This window comes from Serratia sp. CY31944 (assembly GCF_052169175.1).
GTDB classification, from domain to species: Bacteria; Pseudomonadota; Gammaproteobacteria; order Enterobacterales; family Enterobacteriaceae; genus Serratia; species Serratia sarumanii.
The window spans coordinates 293518-309328 of sequence record NZ_JBJNLG010000004.1 but is presented as its reverse complement, the minus strand read 5'-3'; the positions used below and the strand labels follow the sequence as shown (position 1 = coordinate 309328).

Annotated in this window: 16 protein-coding genes; 10 read left to right on the top strand and 6 right to left on the bottom strand. The window is 61.7% G+C overall.

The window, feature by feature from the left end; all coding sequences use genetic code 11:
• Positions 1–209 precede the first annotated feature (209 nt).
• From sapF to sapA, 5 genes are read right to left on the bottom strand one after another with little or no spacing between them, the layout of a single operon-like run.
• The gene (gene sapF, locus ACJ8IN_RS06985; RefSeq protein WP_033648455.1) at positions 210–1022 is read right to left on the bottom strand and encodes a putrescine export ABC transporter ATP-binding protein SapF; all 813 of its coding nucleotides are present in this window, start codon (positions 1020–1022) and stop codon (positions 210–212) included.
• 1 nt (position 1023) lies between these two features.
• On the bottom strand, positions 1024–2016 hold the full coding sequence (sapD, locus tag ACJ8IN_RS06980) for a putrescine export ABC transporter ATP-binding protein SapD (protein ID WP_004930587.1): 993 nt from the start codon (positions 2014–2016) through the stop codon (positions 1024–1026).
• On the bottom strand, positions 2016–2906 hold the full coding sequence (gene sapC, locus ACJ8IN_RS06975; protein WP_004930580.1) for a putrescine export ABC transporter permease SapC: 891 nt from the start codon (positions 2904–2906) through the stop codon (positions 2016–2018). Before sapC ends, sapD begins: the two co-directional genes overlap by 1 nt.
• Positions 2893–3858, bottom strand: a complete 966-nt coding sequence (sapB, locus tag ACJ8IN_RS06970; protein WP_004930575.1) for a putrescine export ABC transporter permease SapB — start codon at positions 3856–3858, stop codon at positions 2893–2895. Before sapB ends, sapC begins: the two co-directional genes overlap by 14 nt.
• Positions 3855–5504 (bottom strand): ABC transporter substrate-binding protein SapA, encoded by a 1650-nt coding sequence (sapA, locus tag ACJ8IN_RS06965; RefSeq protein WP_033648454.1) that lies wholly within the window; start codon positions 5502–5504, stop codon positions 3855–3857. Before sapA ends, sapB begins: the two co-directional genes overlap by 4 nt.
• Positions 5505–5708: 204 nt before the next feature.
• On the opposite strand from sapA, the gene folE2 reads away from it, so the two are divergent.
• From folE2 to zigA, 3 genes are read left to right on the top strand one after another with little or no spacing between them, the layout of a single operon-like run.
• Positions 5709–6635, top strand: a complete 927-nt coding sequence (gene folE2, locus ACJ8IN_RS06960; RefSeq protein ID WP_041035291.1) for a GTP cyclohydrolase FolE2 — start codon at positions 5709–5711, stop codon at positions 6633–6635.
• Positions 6625–7185 (top strand): carbonate dehydratase, encoded by a 561-nt coding sequence (locus ACJ8IN_RS06955; RefSeq protein WP_060420950.1) that lies wholly within the window; start codon positions 6625–6627, stop codon positions 7183–7185. Before folE2 ends, ACJ8IN_RS06955 begins: the two co-directional genes overlap by 11 nt.
• Positions 7186–7195: 10 nt before the next feature.
• On the top strand, positions 7196–8383 hold the full coding sequence (zigA, locus tag ACJ8IN_RS06950; protein ID WP_033648451.1) for a zinc metallochaperone GTPase ZigA: 1188 nt from the start codon (positions 7196–7198) through the stop codon (positions 8381–8383).
• Between the two features lie 193 nt (positions 8384–8576).
• Here the strand turns inward: zigA and pspF are convergent, their stop codons facing one another.
• Entirely contained in the window at positions 8577–9584 is a 1008-nt protein-coding gene (pspF, locus tag ACJ8IN_RS06945; RefSeq protein WP_060420947.1) for a phage shock protein operon transcriptional activator, read from the bottom strand.
• A 184-nt stretch (positions 9585–9768) separates the two neighbouring features.
• On the opposite strand from pspF, the gene pspA reads away from it, so the two are divergent.
• From pspA to tyrR, 7 genes are all read left to right on the top strand, one after another.
• A complete protein-coding gene (gene pspA, locus ACJ8IN_RS06940) occupies positions 9769–10434 on the top strand; it encodes a phage shock protein PspA (protein ID WP_033634686.1) in 666 nt (221 codons plus the stop codon).
• 63 nt (positions 10435–10497) lie between these two features.
• Entirely contained in the window at positions 10498–10725 is a 228-nt protein-coding gene (gene pspB / locus ACJ8IN_RS06935) for an envelope stress response membrane protein PspB (protein WP_004930553.1), read from the top strand.
• Entirely contained in the window at positions 10725–11084 is a 360-nt protein-coding gene (pspC, locus tag ACJ8IN_RS06930; RefSeq protein WP_033643233.1) for an envelope stress response membrane protein PspC, read from the top strand. The genes pspB and pspC overlap by 1 nt, the downstream gene beginning before the upstream one ends.
• Positions 11085–11181: 97 nt before the next feature.
• The gene (pspD, locus tag ACJ8IN_RS06925) at positions 11182–11448 is read left to right on the top strand and encodes a phage shock protein PspD (protein ID WP_031299672.1); all 267 of its coding nucleotides are present in this window, start codon (positions 11182–11184) and stop codon (positions 11446–11448) included.
• Positions 11429–12826: a YcjX family protein gene (locus ACJ8IN_RS06920; RefSeq protein ID WP_060420944.1), complete on the top strand. Its 1398-nt coding sequence runs from the start codon at positions 11429–11431 to the stop codon at positions 12824–12826. Before pspD ends, ACJ8IN_RS06920 begins: the two co-directional genes overlap by 20 nt.
• The gene (locus tag ACJ8IN_RS06915) at positions 12823–13884 is read left to right on the top strand and encodes a YcjF family protein (RefSeq protein ID WP_004930545.1); all 1062 of its coding nucleotides are present in this window, start codon (positions 12823–12825) and stop codon (positions 13882–13884) included. Before ACJ8IN_RS06920 ends, ACJ8IN_RS06915 begins: the two co-directional genes overlap by 4 nt.
• A gap of 312 nt (positions 13885–14196) precedes the next feature.
• The gene (gene tyrR / locus ACJ8IN_RS06910) at positions 14197–15768 is read left to right on the top strand and encodes a transcriptional regulator TyrR (RefSeq protein WP_038880356.1); all 1572 of its coding nucleotides are present in this window, start codon (positions 14197–14199) and stop codon (positions 15766–15768) included.
• Positions 15769–15811: the final 43 nt, after the last annotated feature.

Genomic DNA, 15811 nt, shown 5'->3' with positions numbered 1-15811 from the left:
TCGTATGAGAGGCTCAACGTAGGGGATATCCTCACCGATCGCCCTGGCGAGATAAAATAATGTTACGGACTAATCAATAACTGAAAGGAATAAAATATAAGGATATATAACAAGAATGTAATTTGTATTTGCGTTTTCTGGCGTAGCGGCAGGCGCGTGCGGCAATAAAAAACCCGCCGCAGCGGGTTTATTGCAGGCCAGGACGGGGCTCAAAAACGGCCGCCGTCGCGCCGCCAGGCGTCGGCGGTCAGCGCCTCGCCGAAATGGCTGGCGATAAGGCGCTTGGTCAATTCGTGCAGCGGCGCCGCCAACACCTCGGCGGTGCTGCCGCGTTCGACGATTTCTCCTTCGTGCATCACCAACACCTGGTCGCTGATATGCTTCATCATGCCGAGGTGCTGAGTGACGTAGATATAGGAAATACCGTGTTTTTCCTGCAGTTCCAGCATCAGGTTGATGATTTGCGAGCGCATCGACATGTCCAGCGAGGCCAGCGCCTCATCGGCGACGATTACCTTCGGCTGCAGGATCAGCGCACGCGCCAATGCGACGCGCTGTTTCTGCCCGGAAGCCAGCATGTGCGGATAGTAGTAGGCGTGATCCGGCAGCATGCCGACCTGGCGCAGCGTCTGGTTGATGCGCTGCTCGCGTTCGGCGGGTTCCAGACTGGTGTTCAGCCGCAGCGGCGCGTCCAGCAGCTGGCCGATGCGCTGGCGCGGGTTGAGCGAGGTGCTCGGATCCTGAAAAATCATGCGAATGCGCTGGCTGCGATAGCGATAATCGCCGAATTCCAGCGGATGATCGTCGATTAGCAGTTCGCCGGCGGTCGGTTCCACCATGCCGGAGAGCATCTTCGCCAGCGTGGATTTGCCGGAGCCGTTCTCGCCGATCACCGCCAGCGTCTGGCCTTCGCGCAGGGTAAAGCTGACGGATTTCACCGCCTCGACGTGCTGACGGCGGAACAGCCCGGTGCGGTAGCGGTAGGTTTTGCTCAGGTTGCGCACTTCCAACAGCGTTTCCATGTTATTGCTCCTCCATGTTCAGCGGGAAGTGGCAGGCGAAGAAGTGGTTTTTGACCGGGCGCAGGCGCGGCGTTTCGATACACTTCTTCTGCGCGTAAGGGCAGCGCGGCCCCAGACGGCAGCCGATCGGCAGGTGTTCCAGCGAAGGAATGGCGCCCGGCAGCGTGTTCAACCGGCTCTTGTGCGGCAGCGAGCGGCCAAAATCCGGCATGGCGCGGATCAGCGCCTGGGTGTAAGGGTGGTGCGGTGCCGCCAGCAGCTCTTCGCACTGGGCGCTTTCCACCGTTTGCCCGCAGTACAGCACGTTCACCCGGTCGGCCCATTTGCTCATCATCTGCAAATCATGGCTGATCAGCAGGATGGTGGTGTTGTTGTTCTGATTGAGGCGCGCCAACAGGCGGAAAATCTGCGCCTGGGTGGTCGGCTCCATGGCGTTGGTTGGCTCATCGGCGATCAGCAGGCGCGGCTGGTTGGCCAGCGCGATGGCGATCATCACTTTCTGACACTCGCCTTCGGTCAGCTCGTACGGGAAGCTGCCCATGATGTCGTCGTGATCCTTGATGCCGACGCGGTGTAGCAATTCGATGGCGCGGCGTTTGCGCCAGTTGAAGCGCTGCCACCAGTGGCCTTTATAAGTCCAGCCCGGGATCGCCTGCGCCAGCTGGCGGCCGATGCTCTCGGAAGGATCGAGACAGGACTGCGGCTCCTGGAAAATCATCGAGACGTTGTGGCCCACCAGCCTGCGCCGCTCGCGCGGGCTCAGCTGCAGCAGATCGATGTCGTCGAAGCGGAAACGGTCGGCGGTGACGCGCCAGTTGTCTTTGGTTACGCCGCAGATGGCCTTGGCGATCAGGCTCTTGCCGGAGCCCGATTCACCCACCAGGCCGCGCACCTCGCCCTCGGTCAGCGTCATGCTGACGCGATCGACCGCCTTGACCGGCCCTTCGGCGGTCATAAATTCAATCGTCAGATTGCGGATATCGAGTAACGGCATTATTCCACCCCGGCATTGATTGCGCGGCGCATACCGTCGCCTAACAGGTTAACCAGCAGCACGCTGACGAGGATGGCCGCGCCGGGCAGCATCACCGTCCAGGGGGCGACGTACACCAGCTCGAGCGAATCGCCGAGCATCGCTCCCCATTCCGGCGAAGGCAGCTGCGCGCCGAGATCGAGGAAGCCGAGTGCGGCGATGTCCAAAATGGCCATCGACAACGCGCGGGTGAACTCGGTCACCAGCACCGCGGCGATGTTCGGCATGACGGCGTACCACAGGATCTGCAGCGTGGAAGCGCCGTCGAGCCGCGCCGCCACCACGTACTCTTTCTCCAGCTCGTCGTGCACCGCGCTGTAGATGGTGCGCACCATGCGCGGCAGCAAGGCGAGCCACACCGCCAGCATGGCGTGTTCAAGTTTGGGGCCGATAAACGCCACCACCACGATCGCCAGCAGCAGCGAGGGAATGGACAGCAGGGTATCGAGGATGTGGTTGAGCACCGCCGAGCGCAGCCCGTGGGTGACGCCGGCGAACACGCCGAGGATCACTCCGCAGAACGCTGCGGCCAGCGTTACCGCCAGCGCCGAGCCGAAGGTGGCGGCAGTGCCGGTCAACAGGCGGCTGAGGATGTCGCGCCCGAGATCGTCGGTGCCGAGAAAGAACGACACGTTGCCGTAGCGCGACCAGGACGGCGGCAGCAGCTGATAGCCGAGGAACTGCTGATCCAGCGCGTAGGGCGCCAGCAGGCTGCCGAACAGCGACAGCAGCAGCAGGGCGATCACCCCGTAAAAACCGATCATCGCCAGCGCGTCGCCGTAGAAAATCCGCCAGGTGTAGCGCAGCGGGCTCGGCATTTTTTTCTCGCGGTATACGTTATCGAAGGGCATACCATTCCTTATGTTTCAGCGGGTTGGTTGCCGCACCCAGAATATCGGCCAGGACGTTAATGGTGATCACCAGCGTGCCGACCACCATGACGCCGGCGGAGATCGCCGCATAGTCCTGCTGGCGAATGGCGTTGATCAGCCAGCGGCCGAGGCCCGGCCAGCTGAACACCACTTCGGTGATCATCGCCAGCGTGAGCATGGTGGAGAACTGCAGCCCCAGCTTGGGCACGATCGGCGGCAGCGCGTTGTGCAACACGTGGCGGCGAATGATGGTGAAGCGCGACAGACCGCGGGTGGCGGCGGCCTTGATGTAGTTTTGGCTCAGCACGTCGTCGGTGCTGATGCGCATCAGGCGCACCACTTCGGTGGTGGGCGCCACCGCCAGCGCGGCGATCGGCAGGATCATGTGGCGCAGGGCGCTGCCGATCATCTCGGCGCGGTACGGCGAGTCCGACAGCCAGGCGTCGATCAGCGCGAAACCGGTGATCGGCTTCACCTGATACAGCAGATCGAAACGGCCGGATACCGGCAGCCAGCCCAGATGCAGCGAGAAGAACAGCATCAGCAGCAGCGCCAGCCAGAACACCGGCATCGAAAAGCCCAGCAGCGCGAAGGTGCTGATGGCGGTGTCCTGCCACTTGCCGCGCAGCACGCCGGCGATGATGCCCAGCGGAATGCCGATAAACAGCGCCAGGGCGAAGGCCAGCAGGCACAGTTCCATGGTGGCCGGGAACACTTCACGCAGCTGTTCGCTGATCGCCTGGCCGTTGATGCTGGAGACGCCGAAGTCCCAGTGCAGCAGGCTGACGAAGTAGAACTGATAGGCGTCCAGCAGGGCGGCGCCGTTCAGCGGCGCGCGCGGCGTGAAATAGCTCAGGCTGAAGCTGACCAGCGTCAGGAAGAACAGCGTGATCAGCAGCAGCAGAATGCGGCGCAGGGTAAAGATAATCACTTTTTCACCTCCGGCGCGGATTCACGGTACACCCCGGCGAACGAGGCGTTGCCGAACGGGCTCAGCACCAATCCCTTGATGTCGTAGCGGTAGGCCTGCAGCCGCAGGGAAGAGGCCAGCGGCAGCACCGGCAATTGCTGCTCGAGGATCTTCTGCGCCTTGCGGTAGTTGTCGATGCGCTGAGACAGCTGCTGCGACAGCAGCGCGTTCTGCAGCACCTCGTCGAAGCCCGGGTCACACCAGTGAGCATAGTTGGTTTGCGAACGGATTGCCGCGCAGCTCAGCAGCGGCCGGAAGAAGCTGTCCGGGTCGTTGCTGTCGGTGGCCCAGCCGGTCAGGGTCAGATCGTGGTTCATCTCCATCAGGCGCGCTTCCTGGAAACGGCCTTCCACCGGCACAATGGTGACGTTGATGCCCACCTGGCCGAGATCGGCCTGGATCAGCTCGGCGGTCTTCAGCGGGCTCGGGTTGTAAGACTGCGAGGCGGTCGGCACCCACAGCTTCAGGTTCAGCTGGCCGACGCCGGCCTGCCGCAGCATTTCGCGCGATTTGGCCGGATCGTACTCGGTGACGTGCGCGTCGTTGTCGTAGGCCCAGGAGGCGCGCGGCAGGATCGAGGCGGCGGTTTCCGCCGTGCCGTAATAGATCGATTGCATCAACCGCTGGTTGTTGATCGCCAGCGAGATCGCCTGGCGCACGTTGAGGTTGTCGAGCGGCGGCTTGCGGGTGTTGAACGCCAGATAGGCGATGTTCATCCCCGGGCGCAGCGTCAGGCGCAGGCGCGGATCGTCGCGCAGGATAGACAGCTGGCTCGCCGCCGGATAGGCCAGCACGTCGCACTCGCCGGTCAGCAATTTGGAGAGGCGGCCGGTGCCGCCGGCGCCCAGATCGATCACCACCTGCGGCATGCGCGGCAGGCCTTTCCAGTAGGCGGCGTTGCGCGCCAGGCGAATATATTGCCCCGAGCGGTATTCGTTGAGCAGGAACGGGCCGCTGCCGACCGGTTCGCGGTCGATCAGCTCCTGATGGCCTTCGCGCGTCAGCGTGTCGGCGTACTCGGCGGACAGCACCGGCGCGTAGTGGGTCGCCAGGTGCCACAGGAACGAGGCGTCCGGCGACTGCAGGCGGATCTCCACCGTGTAGTCGTCGAGCTTTCTCACGCTCTGCACCGAATCGCCGAACTGCAGGCTGTCGAAATAGGGGTATTCGCCGCCGTTGACGTCGTGATACGGGTGTTTTTGGTCAAATACGCGCGCGAAGCTGAACACCACGTCGTCGGCGTTCATCTTGCGGGTGGGCGTGAACCAGGCGGTGGTCTGGAACGGCACGTCCTTGCGCAGATGGAAGCGGTAGGTGGCGCCGTTGTCCAGCACTTCCCAGCTTTGCGCCAGCTCGGGGATCAGCCGGTAGGTGTAGGGATCGACATCCAGCAGGCGATCGTACAGCTGGGCGGCCAGGGTATCCACCGTCAGGCCGCTGCTGGCCATTTGCGGGTTGAAGGTATTCAGTATGCCGCTGACGCAATAGACAAAGCCGCTCTGGCGAATGTCCGGCAGCGGCGCCGCGGCGGGCGCGGGCGGTGTTGTTGTGGCCAGGGCGGAGCCGGTAAAGCACAACGACACTATCCAAAGGGGTAAACCACGCATAGAGGCTCATGGGTTAATCAGCAATAGCGTTAGTGTATCGCACTCTGACCGGCAGCCCAATCCATTGAGCAAAATCACTGAGTTTTCTGCGACTTGATTAATCAGGTCGTTCGCGATCGTGAAAAAAATCTTATTTGATATGTTATAACATAACAAAATCATGATACCGTTCCCCGGCAAAGTCACAATAACGCAAGGGGATGTATGAACGAAGTTGCACTTCCACCACGCCGTTCGCTGCCGGACGCTCAGGCATGGCGCGGCGAAATGAGTGATGTCGGGCTCGATTGGGTCGGGATGCAAGGGATCGCGCTGCCGCTGGAGCTGGCCGGCAAGCCACTGATGGCCAAGGTCGACGCCGGCATCAACCTGCGCGCCGAAGCGGCGGGCGAACGCGGCATTCACATGTCGCGGCTGTATCTGGCGCTGGACGAATTGACGCAGGGCGAGCTGACGCCGCAGCGCCTCTGCCGAACGCTGCAGGCCTTTCTGGATTCGCAGCCGGAACACAGCGATCGCGCCAGCCTGACGCTCAGCGGCGAGCTGCTGCTGTCGCGCCCGGCGTTGCTGTCGCCGCAGCGCGGCTGGAAGGCTTACCCGCTGCGCATCGAGGCCACCCTGACGAACAGGCTGACGCTGGCGCTGACCGTCGGCGTGCCTTACTCCTCCACCTGTCCGAGTTCGGCGGCGCTCAGCCGCCAGCTGGCGCAGCAACAGTTTCAGTTTGATTTTGAACAGGCGGCGGAGCGGATCAGCCAACGGCAGGTGAGCGAGTGGCTGTTGGAGCAGGGAATGCCGGCCACCCCTCACAGCCAGCGCAGCTGGGCCTGGGTCACTGTGACGCCCGAGAATGAACGGGCGTTCGAACCGGTGAAATTGATCGACCGCATCGAACACGCGCTGGGCACGCCGGTACAAACGCTGGTGAAACGCCGCGACGAGCAGGCCTTCGCGCTGGCCAACGGTCAGAACCTGATGTTTTGCGAGGACGCGGCGCGCCGTCTGTATCGCATGCTGCGCAGCCAGTGCGATTACCGCGCCTTCTCGCTGCGCGTCGAGCATCAGGAGAGCTTGCATGCCCACAATGCGGTGGCTGAGCTGAGCTGGCGGGGAGAAAATCATGCTGCGTAAAAATCCCAGCGGCCACCTGCCGCAGGTCTCGCCGCTGGCCTACATCGATCCCACCGCCATTATCTGCGGCCGGGTGATCGTCGAAGATTTCGTCTACGTCGGCCCGTATGCGGTGATCCGCGCCGACGAGTTGAACGCTGCCGGCGACATGGAGCCGATCGTCATCGGCTCGCACTCCAATATTCAGGACGGCGTGGTGATCCACTCCAAGAGCGGGGCGGCGGTCATCATTGGCCGTTACAGCTCGATCGCCCACCGCGCCATTGTCCACGGCCCGTGTCGCATCGACGATCGGGTGTTTATCGGTTTCAACAGCGTGCTGTTCAACTGCCACATCCAGTCCGGCTGCGTGGTGCGTTACAACGCGGTGGTGGACGGCGTGACGCTGCCGGAAAACCGCTATATCCCCTCGACCGAGCGCGTAGGGCCGGACAGCGAGCTGTCGCGCTATCGCCAGGTCGATCGCGGCGCGCTGCAGTTTTCGGAAGAAGTGGCCGCCACCAACGTCGAGCTGGTGCGCGGCTATCAGGCATTACGCAATGAATTTTAATGAGGCTCCCATGAAACAACTTCCCGTGACCGTGCTTTCCGGCTTTCTCGGCGCCGGCAAGACCACGGTGCTGAACCACATCCTGAACAACCGGCAGGGCATGCGCGTGGCGGTGATCGTCAACGACATGAGCGAAGTGAACATCGACGCCGCGCTGGTGGAAAATGCCGTGCATCTCGATCGCCAGGAAGAGAAGCTGGTGGAGATGAGCAACGGCTGCATTTGCTGCACGCTGCGCGAAGACCTGCTGGTATCGGTGCGTGAGCTGGCGCAGGACGGGCGTTTCGATTACCTGCTGATCGAATCGAGCGGCATCTCCGAGCCGCTGCCGGTGGCGGAAACCTTTACCTTCGAGGATGAACAAGGGGAAAGCCTGTCGCAGTTCGCCCGGCTGGATACTCTGGTGACGGTGGTCGACGGGGTGAATTTCATCCAGCAGTACCAGCGGGCGCAAAGCCTGCAAGAGGCCGGCCAAAGCCTGGGCGAGGACGATCTGCGCAGCGTGGCGGATCTGTTGATTGAGCAAATTGAATTTTGCGACGTGATGCTGGTCAGCAAGACCGATCTGTTGACGCCAGCCCAGCAGGGCGAAGTGATGGCGCTGTTGGCCAGCCTGAACCCCGATGCCCGCATTGTGCCGATCGCGCCGGGTAAGCTGCCGCTGGAGGCGGTGCTGAATACCGGCAGCTTCAGCTTTGAAAAGGCGCAGCAGGCGCCCGGCTGGCTGAAAGAGCTGCGCGGCGAACACGTGCCGGAAACGGAAAACTACGGCATCAGCAGCTTCGTCTATCAGGCGCGGCGGCCGTTTGCGCCTGACAAGTTTTACCGCGTGATCAACGGCGATTGGGGCGGCGGCAAGCTGCTGCGCTCGAAAGGCTTTTTCTGGCTGGCGACGCGGCCGCGGCAGGCCGGGCAGTGGAGCCAGGCCGGCGGCATCGCCCACTACGGTCTCGCGGGCACCTTTTGGCGCGCCATCCCGCAAAAGAACTGGCCGCAGGATCCCGAAGCGCGGGCGCACATTCAGGAAAAATGGGTGGAGCCGTTCGGCGACATGCGCCAGGAGCTGGTGTTTATCGGCCAGCATCTGCAGCAGGCGACGATCGTGCGTTTGCTGGACGAATGCCTGCTGAGCGACGATGAAATGGCCGCCGGCGTGGACTACTGGCTGGACATGGCTGACCCGTTCCCTGAGTGGTAATTGCGCAATCTTCGTGTGGAAATGAGAAAAATTCTCAACAAAGTGCTTTACAGACGATACTGATAACTATTATCATCGCCTGGCAGTTCACGGAAGGCCACAGTTTGCGGCTCTGATGTGGAAGGCACGACATTGCTCACATTGCTTCCAGTGTTTTTTAAGCCAGCTCGGGTGCTGGCTTTTTTTTTGCCTGTTATTCCTCGTCCGCTTCGCCGTTTTGCAGCAGCGCATGTTTTTTCAGCATGCCGCGCAGCTGATGATAGGTGAGCCCCAGCAGCTGCGCCGCCTTGCGCTGATTGAAACGCCCCTGCTGCAGAGCCGTTTCGATCAATACCTTCTCCTGCTCCAACTGCCAGTTTTTCAAATCCAGCGGCAGCGCCGGTAATGCGCCGACGCCTTCAGGGGCGGGCGCGACCGGCGCCGCCTCACGCGGCGCAAACGGGTTGATGATGATTTCGTCAAGCGGGCTGTCGCTGTCGTCATGACGATAGACCGAACGTTCGACCACGTTTTTCAGTTCACGCACGTTGCCCGGCCAGCCATATTCGAGCAACGTTTGCCTGGCGCGTTCGGTAAAGCCGGGAAACAGCGGCAGCGCCAGTTCGCGGCACATTTGAATGGCGAAATGCTCGGCCAGCAGCATGATATCGGGCCGCCGTTGGCGCAGCGGCGGCAGCTGCACCACGTCGAACGCCAGCCGATCCAGCAGATCGGCGCGGAATTTGCCCGCCGCCGCCAGCGCCGGCAGATCGTCGTTGGTGGCGCACACCAGGCGCACATCCACCCGCAGCGGCTGGCTGCCACCCACGCGCTCCAGCTGACCGTATTCGATCACCCGCAGCAGCTTCTCCTGCACCAGCATCGGCGCGGTCGCCAGCTCATCGAGGAACAGCGTGCCGCCATCGGCGCGCTCGAAGCGCCCCAGATGGCGTTTCTGCGCGCCGGTAAAGGCGCCGGCTTCGTGGCCGAACAGTTCGGAATCCAGCAGGTTTTCATTCAGCGCCGCGCAGTTGAGCGAGATGAACGGCCCTTGCCAGCGGTTGGAAAGGTAGTGCAGGCGGTGGGCGATCAGCTCCTTGCCGGTACCGCGCTCGCCGATCACCAGCACCGGTTTGTTCAGCTTTGCCACCTGGGAGACTTGCTCCAATACGTCGACAAAGGCGTTTGCCTCGCCCAACAAATTCTCTGGCTGCTCGTTCATGATGAAATTCGCCAATGTTTGGTGAAAATAATCACTCTACAGCAAGCGCGCAGAGAGTCAAAAAATAATATCCATTATTTATCAATGACATAAAAGTTGGCACGGGTTTTGATTATATCTTCAGGCAAGCTGTACGACTTAACGCGGCGCTTCAGACGCCATCAGAATCAAGAGGAAGTGAATTATGGGTATTTTTTCTCGTTTTGCCGACATCGTGAACGCCAACATCAACACCCTGCTGGACAAGGCGGAAGATCCGCAGAAGCTGGTGCGGTTGATGATCCAAGAGATGGAAGACACGCTGGTTGAAGTTCGCTCTACGTCGGCGCGTGCGCTGGCGGAGAAAAAGCAGCTGCTGCGTCGCATCGAACAGGGCGAAAGCCAGGTAGGCGACTGGCAGGAAAAAGCCGAACTGGCGCTGCGCAAAGATAAAGAAGATTTGGCCCGTGCGGCGCTGATCGAAAAACAAAAGGTGGCCGATCTGATCGCCACGCTGACGCAAGAAGTGGCGACCGTAGAAGAAACGCTGGCGCGCATGAAGAGCGAAATCGGCGAGCTGGAAAACAAGCTGACCGAAACCCGCGCGCGGCAGCAGGCGCTGGCGCTGCGTCATCAGGCCGCGTCTTCTTCCCGTGAAGTGCGCCGCCAGCTCGACAGCGGCAAGCTGGATGAAGCGATGGCGCGTTTCGAACAGTTCGAGCGCCGCATCGACCATATGGAAGCCGAAGCGGAAAGCATCAGCATCGGTAAAAAGAAGTCGCTGGACCAAGAGTTTGCCGAGCTGAAAGCCGACGACGCCATCAGTGAGCAGCTGGCGGCGCTGAAAGCCAAGATGAACCGCTCAGAGTAAGGCGAACCGCGGCCACACGTCGGAGGTGGCCGCCTATCCAGGACCCGATAAGAAGGAATAACAATGAGTGCTTTATTACTTGCCATTCCGCTGACAATTTTCGTGCTGTTTGTCGCGCCGATTTGGCTTTGGCTGCATTACAGCAATCGGCAACAGACCGGCATCCAGCTGAGTCAGCAAGAAATGCAGCGCCTGGCGCAGCTGGCGGAAGACGCCAAACGCATGCGTGAACGCATTCAGGCGCTGGAAGAGATCCTTGATGCGGAACACCCGAACTGGAGACAGTCCTGATGAGCATGACGCTGGGCAGTAAAAAGCTTTATCGCGTTCCCGAAGAAGGCATGGTGAAAGGCGTCTGCGCCGGGTTGGCCCACTATTTCGACGTGCCGGTGCGCCTGATCCGCGTGATGGTGGTGCTGTCGCTGTTCTTCGGGCTGTTTTTCTTCACGCTGGTGGCCTATATCGCGCTGGTGTTCGTGTTGGACGAAGCGCCGGCCAGCCGTTTCGAAGGCGAGCATCAGAAGACGCCGCGCCAGCTGCTCGATCAGCTGGAATATGAGTTGGGCAGCGGCGAGCAGCAGCTGCGTCAGGTCGAGCGCTACGTAACGTCCGATACCTTCGGCGTGCAGAGCCGTTTCCGCAAGCTGTAACCCTTCTTGCGATGCCCGGCCTGCGCAGGCCGGGCATCTTCGCCGCCGTTATCCCGTTGAATGTAAAATTAATCGTCTTGTGCCGGAGGGCATTGTCATGAATAAAATCGATGTTGCGAACACCGCCAGAACGGGTGGATTTAAACGAGGAGCGGCGGCAATGTTGAAGACATTGGCTAAAGTCATCATCATAGCGTTATTGAACTATGGCCCGGCGGGCGCCGCCGGCTGGCTGTTGAAGACCGTCGGCCGCAAACCGGTGCGCTTCGTGCTGGCGCTGGTGCTGGAACCGCTGTTCCGTAAAGGCCTGAACAAGGCATTCGGGCGTTACGTCAAGGAGAGCAATGAAACGACTGCAAAATGAGTTAACCTCGCTGGTCAACCGCGGAATGGATCGCCATCTGCGCCTGGCGGTGACCGGCCTGAGCCGCAGCGGCAAAACCGCCTTTATCACCGCCTTCGTCAACCAACTGCTGCATGTGCACAGCGGCGCGCGCATGCCGCTGTTTTCACCGGCGCGCGAAGAGCGCCTGCTGGGCGTCAAACGCATTCCGCAGCGCGATCTCGGCATCCAGCGTTTCACCTATGACGAAGGGCTGGCGCAGCTGTACGGCACGCCGCCGGCCTGGCCGACGCCGACGCGCGGCGTCAGCGAAATTCGTCTGGCGCTGCGCTACCGCTCCAACGACTCGCTGCTGCGCCACTTCAAAGACACCTCCACGCTGTACCTGGAGATCGTCGATTATCCCGGTGAATGGTTGCTGGATCTGCCGATGCTCGAGCAGGATTACCTGGCTTGGTCGCGCCAGATGGCCGGGCTGCTGAAGGGCGAACGCGCAGAATGGGCCAAACCCTGGCTTGAGCTGTGCAAGGCTTGCGATCCGCTGGCTCCGGCCGACGAAAACCGCCTGGCGGCGATCGCCCAGGCCTACACCGATTATCTGCTGCGCTGCAAAAGCGAAGGGCTGCACTTCATTCAGCCGGGGCGTTTCGTGCTGCCGGGCGACATGGCCGGCGCGCCGGCGCTGCAGTTTTTCCCGTGGCCCGACGTGGCCGCGTTCGGCGAATCGAAGCTGGCGCAGGCCGACAAACACACCAACATCGGCATGTTGCGCGCTCGCTTCAACTACTATTGCCAGTCGATCGTCAAAAACTTCTACAAAGAACATTTCGTCCGTTTCGATCGGCAAATCGTGCTGGTCGACTGTCTGCAACCGCTCAACAGCGGCCCGCAGGCGTTCAACGACATGCGTCTGGCGCTGACCCAGCTAATGCAGAGCTTCCATTACGGCAAGCGCACGCTGTTTCGCCGCTTGTTCTCGCCGACCATCGACAAACTGATGTTCGCCGCCACCAAGGCGGACCATATCACCGCCGATCAGCACGCCAATCTGGTGTCGTTGCTGCAACAGCTGGTGCAGGAGGCGTGGCAGAATGCGGCGTTCGAGGGCATCAGCATGGATTGCGTCGGCCTGGCCTCGGTGCAGGCGACCGAGAGCGGCATCGTCGATCATCAGGGGCAACGCATTCCGGCGCTGAAGGGCAACCGCCTCGGCGACGGCGCGCCGCTGACGGTGTTCCCCGGCGAAGTGCCCGCGCGCCTGCCGGGGCCGGCGTTCTGGCAAAGCCAGGGGTTCCACTTCGATGAATTTCGTCCACGCGCCATGAGCGTGGACAGCCCGTTGCCGCACATCCGTCTGGATGCGGTGATGGAGTTTTTATTGGGAGACAAATTGCGATGAGCGAGCCGATCAAACCGCGTATCGATTTTGACGAGCCGCTGCAGCCGCCGCAGGAGCCGGCGTTGCGCGCCGGCGTCGCGTTCGATGCCGAACAGGCGGAAAGCTTTTTCCCGGCGGCGCCGGAGCTGCAGCAGGAAGAGGAAGAAGGGCGCGCCGAAGGCATCATTAACGCCGCGCTGAAACCGAAACGCAGCCTGTGGCGCAAAATGGTCACCGCCGGCCTGGCGCTGTTCGGCGTCAGCGTGGTGGCGCAGGGCGTGCAGTGGGTGCATACCGCCTGGGTGCAGCAGGACTGGATCGCCATGGGCGGCGGCGTGGCCGGCGGCCTGATCGTGTTCGCCGGCGTCGGTTCGGTGGTCACCGAGTGGCGGCGTTTGTATCGGCTGCGCCAGCGCGCGGAAGAGCGCGACGTGGCGCGCGAGCTGTTGCACAGCCACGGGCTGGGCCAGGGGCGCGAATTCTGCGAGAAGCTGGCGCGTCAGGCCGGGCTGGATCAGGGGCATCCGGCGCTGCAGCGCTGGCAGGCCTCGCTGCATGAAACGCAAAACGATCGTGAAGTGGTGGAGCTGTACGCCAAACTGGTGCAGCCGGTGCTCGACAACCAGGCGCGGCGCGAAATCAGCCGCTCCGCCGCCGAATCGACGCTGATGATCGCCGTCAGCCCGTTGGCGCTGGTGGATATGGCGTTTATCGCCTGGCGCAACATCCGTTTGATCAACCGTATCGCCGCGTTGTACGGCATCGAGCTGGGCTACTTCAGCCGCATTCGTCTGTTCCGGCTGGTGCTGTTGAACATCGCCTTCGCCGGCGCTTCCGAGCTGGTGCGCGAAGTGGGCATGGACTGGATGTCGCAGGATCTGGCGGCGCGGCTGTCGGCGCGCGCGGCGCAGGGCATCGGCGCCGGCTTGTTGACCGCGCGGCTGGGCATTAAGGCGATGGAACTGTGCCGCCCGCTGCCGTGGCTGGAAGGGGAAAAGCCGAAGCTTGGCGATTTCCGCAGCCAGCTGATCGGCCAGTTGAAAGACACGCTGAAAAAGAGCGACGGCAAGGCCAAATAATCTCGCACGGCGTTCTCAGGAGCGCCGCTTTCTCAATGGCGCCGACGCCGGACGTAATCGAGACTTGACGACAGTCGATCCCCCTGCGAGTGCGTGATAAATCTCTGCAAAATTAATTCTGGTTGTGATAACTCTCTGTTTGTAGTCTAAAATGACGCCGATGCTGTTATTCGCTTGCGTTTAAAATCAGCAACCACGGCAATAAATCAGAGTTCTGTCAACTTTTGCTGACAGATCGCTTCTACCGCCCGGTGCGAGGGAGTATCATCATCGTCAACGATCCCCGCACCTGCAGAGATAAGGCCAACACTGATGCGTTTGGAAGTATTTTGCGAAGACCGCCTCGGTCTCACTCGAGAATTACTCGATCTTTTGGTATCGCGCAGCATTGACTTACGTGGCATCGAGATCGATCCCATCGGCCGCATTTACCTCAATTTCTCCCAGCTGGATTTCGATACTTTCCGCGCGCTGATGGCGGAGATCCGCCGCATCGCCGGCGTGACCGACGTGCGCACCGTCAGCTTTATGCCTTCCGAACGCGAGCATCGCGCGCTGCGTGCGCTGCTGGAATCGATGCCGGAACCGGTGTTCTCGATCGACATGAAGGGCAAGGTCGAGCTGGCCAACCCGGCGGCGCAGGCGCTGTTCAGCCTGAACGAAGACAAGATCCGCAACCAGACCGCCGGGGCGCTGATCGGCGGCTATAACTTCAGCCGCTGGCTGGAGAGCGAGCATACGGCGCCGCACTCCGAGCGGGTAGTGATCCGCAGCCAGGACTTCCTGATGGACATCACGCCCATCTATCTGGAAGACGAACAGCAGCAGCCGGCCGCGGTCGGCGCGGTGGTGATGCTGAAGTCCACCGCGCGCATGGGCCGCCAGCTGCAAAATCTGTCGGTGAACGACGATACCGAATTCGACCACATCGTCGCGGTAAGCGCCAAGATGCGTCACGTGCTGGAGCAGGCGCGCAAGTTGGCGATGCTCGATGCGCCGCTGCTGATCGTCGGCGATACCGGCACCGGCAAGGATATTCTGGCTCGCGCCTGCCATTTGCGCAGCCCGCGCGGCAAACAGCCGTTCCTGGCGCTGAACTGCGCCGCACTGCCGGATGACGTGGTGGAGAGCGAGCTGTTCGGCCATGCGCCGGGCGCTTATCCCAACGCGCTGGAAGGCAAGAAGGGCTTCTTCGAGCAGGCCAACGGCGGCTCGGTGCTGCTGGATGAGATCGGCGAAATGTCGCCGCGCATGCAGACTAAATTGCTGCGTTTCCTCAACGACGGCACCTTCCGCCGGGTCGGCGAAGAGCATGAGGTGCACGTCGACGTACGCGTGATCTGCGCCACCCAGAAAAACCTCACCGAGCTGGTGCAGCGCGGCGAATTCCGCGAAGATCTCTATTATCGCCTCAACGTGCTGACCATCACCATCCCGCCGCTGCGCGAACGTCCGCAGGACATCATGCCGCTGACCGAGCTGTTCGTGGCGCGCTTCGCCGATGAGCAGGGCGTGGCGCGGCCCAAGCTGGCGAGCGATTTGGGCGGTTTCCTCAGCAAGTACGGCTGGCCGGGCAACGTGCGCCAGTTGAAAAACGCCATCTACCGCGCGCTGACGCAAACCGAAGGCTACGAACTGCGGCCGCAGGATATCGTGTTGCCGGAGTTCGAGGTGGAGATGTCGCTGGGCGACGAGGTGCTGGACGGCTCGCTGGACGACATCAGCAAGCGTTTCGAGCGCTCGGTGCTGACGCGTCTGTATCGCACCTATCCCAGCACCCGCAAGCTGGCGAAGCGCCTGGGCGTTTCCCACACCGCCATCGCCAACAAGCTGCGCGAGTATGGCCTGAGCAGCCGCAAAGGCGGCGCCGAGGGCGAAGAATAAGAAAGGCGCCTTGCGGCGCCTTTAATGGGTATCCAAAGCCGGC

Excerpts from the sequence above, each read along its gene's own strand:
- sapF (WP_033648455.1), bottom strand. The coding sequence starts at position 1,022 with ATGGAAACGCTGTTGGAAGTGCGCAACCTGAGCAAAACCTACCGCTAC.
- sapD (WP_004930587.1), bottom strand. The coding sequence starts at position 2,016 with ATGCCGTTACTCGATATCCGCAATCTGACGATTGAATTTATGACCGCC.
- sapC (WP_004930580.1), bottom strand. The coding sequence starts at position 2,906 with ATGCCCTTCGATAACGTATACCGCGAGAAAAAAATGCCGAGCCCGCTG.
- sapA (WP_033648454.1), bottom strand. The coding sequence starts at position 5,504 with ATGCGTGGTTTACCCCTTTGGATAGTGTCGTTGTGCTTTACCGGCTCC.
- folE2 (WP_041035291.1), top strand. The coding sequence starts at position 5,709 with ATGAACGAAGTTGCACTTCCACCACGCCGTTCGCTGCCGGACGCTCAG.
- ACJ8IN_RS06955 (WP_060420950.1), top strand. The coding sequence starts at position 6,625 with ATGCTGCGTAAAAATCCCAGCGGCCACCTGCCGCAGGTCTCGCCGCTG.
- zigA (WP_033648451.1), top strand. The coding sequence starts at position 7,196 with ATGAAACAACTTCCCGTGACCGTGCTTTCCGGCTTTCTCGGCGCCGGC.
- pspF (WP_060420947.1), bottom strand. The coding sequence starts at position 9,584 with ATGAACGAGCAGCCAGAGAATTTGTTGGGCGAGGCAAACGCCTTTGTC.
- pspA (WP_033634686.1), top strand. The coding sequence starts at position 9,769 with ATGGGTATTTTTTCTCGTTTTGCCGACATCGTGAACGCCAACATCAAC.
- pspB (WP_004930553.1), top strand. The coding sequence starts at position 10,498 with ATGAGTGCTTTATTACTTGCCATTCCGCTGACAATTTTCGTGCTGTTT.
- pspC (WP_033643233.1), top strand. The coding sequence starts at position 10,725 with ATGAGCATGACGCTGGGCAGTAAAAAGCTTTATCGCGTTCCCGAAGAA.
- pspD (WP_031299672.1), top strand. The coding sequence starts at position 11,182 with ATGAATAAAATCGATGTTGCGAACACCGCCAGAACGGGTGGATTTAAA.
- ACJ8IN_RS06920 (WP_060420944.1), top strand. The coding sequence starts at position 11,429 with ATGAAACGACTGCAAAATGAGTTAACCTCGCTGGTCAACCGCGGAATG.
- ACJ8IN_RS06915 (WP_004930545.1), top strand. The coding sequence starts at position 12,823 with ATGAGCGAGCCGATCAAACCGCGTATCGATTTTGACGAGCCGCTGCAG.
- tyrR (WP_038880356.1), top strand. The coding sequence starts at position 14,197 with ATGCGTTTGGAAGTATTTTGCGAAGACCGCCTCGGTCTCACTCGAGAA.